At 60.6% G+C, this 6,217-nt stretch carries 4 protein-coding genes and 2 pseudogenes; 3 read left to right on the top strand and 3 right to left on the bottom strand.

Going from position 1 to position 6,217, the window contains the following annotated elements:
* The 3 genes and pseudogenes from AAAB16_RS14600 to AAAB16_RS14590 form a co-directional block, all read left to right on the top strand.
* Positions 1–402 (top strand): annotated as a pseudogene (locus tag AAAB16_RS14600) (osmoprotectant NAGGN system M42 family peptidase); the annotation flags it as partial.
* A gap of 122 nt (positions 403–524) precedes the next feature.
* Positions 525–3,296, top strand: coding sequence for a 7TM diverse intracellular signaling domain-containing protein (locus AAAB16_RS14595; RefSeq protein ID WP_340663964.1), 2,772 nt, complete (start codon positions 525–527; stop codon positions 3,294–3,296).
* A 35-nt stretch (positions 3,297–3,331) separates the two neighbouring features.
* Complete coding sequence (locus AAAB16_RS14590) at positions 3,332–3,562, top strand: YheU family protein (protein WP_340663963.1); 231 nt, start codon at positions 3,332–3,334, stop codon at positions 3,560–3,562.
* 297 nt (positions 3,563–3,859) lie between these two features.
* On the opposite strand, the gene AAAB16_RS14585 is transcribed toward AAAB16_RS14590, so the two are convergent.
* The 3 genes and pseudogenes from AAAB16_RS14585 to AAAB16_RS14575 all read right to left on the bottom strand — a co-directional run.
* Entirely contained in the window at positions 3,860–4,192 is a 333-nt protein-coding gene (locus AAAB16_RS14585) for a YnfA family protein (protein ID WP_340663962.1), read from the bottom strand.
* Between the two features lie 15 nt (positions 4,193–4,207).
* On the bottom strand, positions 4,208–4,639 hold the full coding sequence (locus tag AAAB16_RS14580; protein ID WP_340663961.1) for a hypothetical protein: 432 nt from the start codon (positions 4,637–4,639) through the stop codon (positions 4,208–4,210).
* A 611-nt stretch (positions 4,640–5,250) separates the two neighbouring features.
* Positions 5,251–6,217: pseudogene (locus tag AAAB16_RS14575) on the bottom strand (glycosyl transferase family 51); the annotation flags it as partial.

Genomic DNA, 6,217 nt, shown 5'->3' with positions numbered 1-6,217 from the left:
ATGCAAGACTCCGGCGGCCCCTACGACTATCATCTGTCCCGCCACTTGCTGCGTTTGGCCGAGAAGCATGAGGTGCCGGTGCGCCGCGACCTGTTTCGCTACTACCACAGCGATGCGCAATCGGCGGTGGCGGCCGGCCACGACACCCGTACCGCTCTGCTAGCCTTTGGCTGTGATGCCACCCACGGCTACGAGCGTACCCATATCGACAGCCTGGCCAGCCTCAGTCGTTTGCTCACGGCCTATATTTTGAGCCCCCCGGTGTTTGCCAGTGATGCTCAGCCGGCCAATCAACCGCTGGAAAATTTCAGCCACCAGATTGAGCACGATGCCCAGATGGAAAGTGATACACGGGTTCCGACGGTAGACAGCCTGATCAATTCCCGTGAAAACGACACTTGAAGGGCGCCCCGCATAGAGGCACAGTGCCAGACAAATAAGAGTAGAGCCGCCTAGCCGGGCGCAGTAGATTGCAAACGGCCTGGAGTGTGTAGCTCTGCCAGGATCTATGAAGAGGTTCACGGATGCCTCGTATTCGTCTGGTGTTGCTGCTATGCCTGTTCGCTGCAAATTCCTGGGCCAGCGCGGGTGCGCTCGCGCCACTGAATCAGGACGAAGTGCGCCTGTCGCTGGCGCCCTATGTCGGTTATGTCGAAGACCCCCAGGGCATTCTTAGCCTGGAGCAAGTGCAGGCCATTCCCGACCGGGAATTTCAGGGCGCACGCAGCGACCACGTCAATCTCGGCAAAAACGGCTCGGTCTGGTGGTTCAAAGTCAGGCTGCTCAATACCCGCCCGCACGACTTGGCCGGTTATCTGGAAATCAACTATCCGCTGCTCGACCATATTCAGCTCTACCTGCAAACCCCCGACGGCAGGTTAGAAGCTCAGGAAAGCGGCGACCGCTTTGCGTTTTCCCAGCGCCCGGTGCAGGTGCGCAATTTCTGGTTTCCCATGGTCCTGCCCAAAGGGCAAAGCACGCTGATTTTGCGCATTGAGAGCACCAGCACGTTGTTTGTGCCGATGTTTTTCAGCACCTACAGCGCCAGCGCCGCCGCCCAGGAAAACCTGATGGGTGCCAATGGCGCCTTCTACGGCGTGCTGTTTGCGATGTTCTGCTACAACCTGTTCCTGTTCTTCTCCCTGCGCGAGCGAGCCTACTTCTGGTACCTGGTGTACAACCTCAACATCGGCCTGTTCGCCGCCAGTTTTGACGGCATGCTGTTTAAGCTGATGCCCAACCTGATCGAGCTGCAGTCGGTGAGCATCTATTTTCTGATGTTCCTGCACAGCTTTAGCGCCACCCAATTCAGCCGCCACTTTTTGCACACCGGGCAATATGCGCCACGCCTGGACAAAGCCCTGCAAGGGCTGATGGCGCTGATTCTCTGCTGCATGGTGTCGGTGGCGGTGATTGGTTTGCAGGCGTGGAATATTCTCGCCAGCCTGACGGTGTTGTTTGTCTCCTTCATCCTGCTGGTCTGCGGCGTGTATATCTGGCGCCAAGGCTTGCGCTACGGCTCGTACTACATCCTCGCCTGGGGCATTTTGCTCACCTCGTTTATCGTCGCCACCAGCGGCTCGCTGGGCATTGAAATCTTCGGTATTTATGGCGGCACCATGGTCAAGGTCGGCGTCACTATTGAGCTGCTGACCCTGTCCATTGGCTTGGCCGACCGCATCAACCTGCTTAAAGAGGAAGGCTTTCGTTCCCGCCAGGCGGCGGCTAAATCGGAAATTGAAAACCAGGCCAAGAGCCGCTTTCTGGCCAAGATGAGCCACGAGATTCGCACCCCGCTTAATGGCGTGCTGGGCATGCTGCAACTGCTCAAGGGCACCACGCTGGACCGCAGCCAACGCTTTTATGTCGACACCATCGCCAGCTCCGGCAGCTCGCTGATGGCGGTGATCAACGACATCCTCGACTACGCGCGTATCGAGTCCGGCAAGCTGAGCCTGGAGAACATCGAGTTCGACCTGGAAGTGCTGATCTCCGACACCCTGACCCTGTTCACCGCCCAGGCTCTGGAAAAAAACCTGCGCCTGTACGTGAGCATGGAAGCCGGTGTGCCGCAGCGCATCAAAGGCGACCCGACGCGGCTTAAGCAGGTGCTGATGAACCTGCTGAGCAACGCGCTTAAATTCACCGCCGAAGGCCATGTGGCCGTCAGCGTCTGCCGGCGCAACAACAGCCTGGGCGACCCGCATCTGATCTTTTCGGTTAGCGACAGCGGCATCGGCATTCCCGGCGAGGCGCAGACGCAACTGTTTGAATCGTTCTCCCAAGGCGACTCCAGCACCACCCGCCGCTACGGCGGCAGCGGCCTGGGCCTGGCCATCAGCAAAGAACTGGTGGAAATGATGGGCGGCCATATTGAGGTGCAAAGCACGCCAGGGCAGGGCACACGCCTGGCCTTTGACATCGCCCTGCAAGAAGGTGAGCGCGATGACGACCCGCTGCGCCATTTGCTCAAAGGCAAAACCGCACTGATCACTTCCCTCGATGGTCTGGGCCTGGATGCCGTCAGCCGCCTGCTGGAGCGTTGGGGCATGCGCACCGAACGCTGCCAAAACCCGGAAAAGCTGCAAGCCTACTTGGACGACTTTGCTGTAACGCCGCTATTAATCCTGATGGCGCCTTGGCCCGGCAGCGTGATGCATTGGCTCGACAGCCTGCGCCCACGCCTGCAAAAGGGCCAACGCATTCTGCTGCTGTGCCCACCGGAACAATGCCAACTGCTGCCGCCGAGCAAAGGCCTGCGCCTACTCAACCTGGCCCAGCCCCTGGCCATTACTCCGCTGCGCGACGCGCTGCTGGAGTTCTACCAGGACCGGCGCATCGAAAACCGCCCGGCCCAGGAAGACTTCAGCGGCAATAACGCCTGCATTCTGGTGGTCGAAGACAACCCAGTGAATCAGCTGGTGGTGCAAGGCCTGCTGAAAAAGCGTGGTTACCTGGTGCGTGTGGTGGCCAACGGCGTAGAGGCGGTCAAGGAATACGGCCGCGACCCGCATGCCGTGCACCTGGTGTTGATGGACTGCGAAATGCCGGAAATGGACGGCTTTGAAGCCACCCGGCAAATCCGCCAGTTGGAAAAACAGCGGCAGCTACGGCCCGTGCCGATTGTGGCCTTGACCGCGCATATTCTTGACGAACACCGCGAACACGGCGCCGTGGTAGGTATGGACGACTTTCTCGGCAAGCCGCTGGACTGCCAAGTGCTGTACGCCACCCTCGATCGTTTCTTGGCCAGCCAGCGTGAAACCCCGGTGAACGAAGAAACTTCCCCATCCTAGTGGGTTAACATCGCCGGGCTTTTTGGAGAACCGCCATGTTGATCCCGCAAGAAATGCTCAGCCCCGACACCCTAACCGGCCTGATCGAAGACTTCGTCACCCGCGACGGCACCGACAACGGCGACGAAACCCCACTGGAAACCCGCGTAGCCCGTGTACGTCGCGCGCTGGACAAAGGCGAGGCAGTGATCGTCTTCGACGTCGAAAGCGAACAGTGCCAACTGGCCATGAAGCGTGAGGTGCCTAAGGAGTGGTTGGAGGAGTAAGCGTTGGTCGCGTTGGCGATGTACGACGCCACATTCTGGATTCCCGCCTGCGCGGGAATGACGGGGGGTGCTGGTCTATCGCCGTCGTCCCCGCGCAGGCGGGGACCCAGAGTCACGAGGGATCGCACGTTCATAAGCGATGTACGACGCCACATTCTGGATTCCCGCCTACGCGGGAATGACGGGGGGTTGCTGGTCTATCACTGTCGTCCCCGCGCAGGCGGGGACCCAGTTTCTAGGTTGGGTCGGTTCGTGTGCGGTGAGCCCATAGGCGAAGCCCAACGGGGCGCCCCCACGCTATGGTGCAGAAAAGCGCGGCCCGAGCAGAATAATCAGCGCGCCGATTATGCAAAACGCCGCGCCCAGCCAATCGGTGTTCAGCGGCCGCGCTCGTTCAATCACGCCTAACCATGCGATCGACGCCACCACATATATGCCGCCATACGCCGCATACGCCCGTCCGGCATACGCTGCTTCCACCCGCGTGAGCAGCAGCGCAAACAGCACCAAGCTGACCAAGCCCGGCACAATCCACCAGGCGCTTTTGCCCATCCGCAGCCACGACCAGAAGGCGTAGCAGCCGGCAATTTCGAACAGCGCGGCGAGAAAGAACCACAGGTAATTAAGCATCGGCCGCTCCATGGGTTAACTGTGTAGCGCGCCTTCGCGTTCCCAGGCGCAGCGCACCAGCAGGCCGCCGCTGTCTTGCGGGCTATGGAAGCCCTGTTCGGACTCCCAGCGAAAGGTATGGCTGCCGGCTAATTCGGTTTCCAGGTGAACCACGGCGCTGCCCCAGTACAGGCGTTTGAGCAGGGCTTCAAATTGCTCGACCCACAGGTTCCATTCGTACTCCACAGCGCGGTAGCTGGCGCCGAAGTGAATGACTTGGGTTTGGTACAGGCCTTCGCCGGGTTCCGGGCAGAACGAAAACATATCGCGGCCGATAAAGGGCCAGGCGTCGCCGGCGGGCAGGGCCAGCAGTTCTCTCTGGTTTATCGCGCGGCGCAGGCGGGCTTGTTCGGGGTCGCCTGATGGCCAGTCGCGGATACAGCCATAGACGATGGATTCAGACTCCAAACGGGTAACTCCAATTTTTCCGGGCGAGCGTGGCGCCCTGGCCACTTTTTTACAGGGTGGCTGGGCGGGGGAATATTAACAGGGCGGATGGGGGCGAGGGGGCGTACATGCTTTTGATTTGTAGGGTGTGCCGTGCGCACCAGCTTTTGCTTTTATTCTGCCGGTGGTTTCCATTACCGCGTGGGCTGGACGTTTTGTTTCGCGCCTTACGCGCGAGTTTCTTTTGGCCGTCGCCGGATTGCCGGACCACCCAAAAGAAACCAAAAGGGCTTGCCCCTACCTTGGGTCTGCGCTGCGACTTCCCTCGCTCCGTCGCCGCTCCAGGGGTCGGCGTGCAGGGCCATCCATCGCCCCACGCCTTTCGCGGCTCCTGCCGCTCAACCTAGCCGGCGCCCCCCTACACAACGATTGCGGTCGGCCTTGCGGTGAACGGGGCAGGGCAGATCAAGATCACCAGCAGATCAAAGGCCCCTTTCCCCGGCCCTCTCCCGCAAGCTGGCGAGGGAGCTGGGGCCTGTGAAGTGCTGGCCATTCGTCACCCCTCGCCCGCTCGCGGGAGAGGGGCAGGGGGAGAGGGCCGGGGTTTACTGGGTAGGCGTCTTTTTAACGCGCTAGATTTTGCTTTTACCCGCTACACACTGGGTCTCTGCCCGTAAATACGGCTGCAACGTTGGCGCCATGCCTTTTAGCACTTGCACGGGCAGCGCTGAGGTAAAGCGAAAGCCTTCCGCCGCGCGCCCAGGCACAAAGGCGGTCAGGGTGCCGAAGTGTTTGTCCCCTAGGTAAAACACAAAGGTCGCGGTGCGGTTGAGTGAGCGGGAGCTAAGTATCCGCCCGCCAGACCCGACGCTTTCAATGCGGTTATCGCCGGTGCCGGTTTTGCCGCCCAAGGTCATGGCGCTGCCGTCGGGCTCGGTAAAGCTGCCGTTTAAGCGCCGCGCGGTACCTTTGGCGACGACTTGCGCCAGCGCGCCACGCAGGGCGCTGGCCACTTCGCTGGACAGCACGCGTTTGCCTTGGTCGGGGTTGATGCCCAAACGGGTTTCGTAGGGCGTGTCGGCGGCAAAGTGCAGGCTGTCGATGCGTACGGTCGGTTGGCGGATGCCGTCGTTGAGGATGATGCCCATCAGCTCGGCCAAGGCGGCAGGGCGGTCGCCGGAGCTGCCGATGGCGGTGGCCAGCGATGGCACTAAGTGGTCGAACGGATAGCCGACACGCTGCCAACGTTGGTGAATGTCGAGGAAGGCTTCCACCTCCAACATGATGCGAATACGGCTGTCGCGCGCGCGTTTGTGCCGGCTTTTAAATAACCAGCCATACACCTCCTGGCGCTGGCTGTTACTGGCGCTCACTGCTTCGTTAAAGCTGGCTTGCGGGTGTTGTTGCAGGTAGCCAAGCAGCCACAGTTCCAGCGGGTGCACGCGGGCGATATAGCCTTGGTCCGGCAGGCTGTAGGCGCCGGGACCGTATTTTACATACAGCTCATGCACCCGCGCCGGGCCGACTTTTTCGTCTACCAGGTGAGCATTGATAAAGGTGCCAAACGTGGTTTCGTCGACATCCGGCATCAGGTAGCGG

The sequence above is a fragment of the Pseudomonas sp. genome, assembly GCF_037994325.1.
Taxonomy (GTDB): Bacteria; Pseudomonadota; Gammaproteobacteria; order Pseudomonadales; family Pseudomonadaceae; genus Aquipseudomonas.
This window is presented reverse-complemented; position numbering and strand designations above follow the sequence as displayed.

Excerpts from the sequence above, each read along its gene's own strand:
- AAAB16_RS14595 (WP_340663964.1), top strand. The coding sequence starts at position 525 with ATGCCTCGTATTCGTCTGGTGTTGCTGCTATGCCTGTTCGCTGCAAAT.
- AAAB16_RS14590 (WP_340663963.1), top strand. The coding sequence starts at position 3,332 with ATGTTGATCCCGCAAGAAATGCTCAGCCCCGACACCCTAACCGGCCTG.
- AAAB16_RS14585 (WP_340663962.1), bottom strand. The coding sequence starts at position 4,192 with ATGCTTAATTACCTGTGGTTCTTTCTCGCCGCGCTGTTCGAAATTGCC.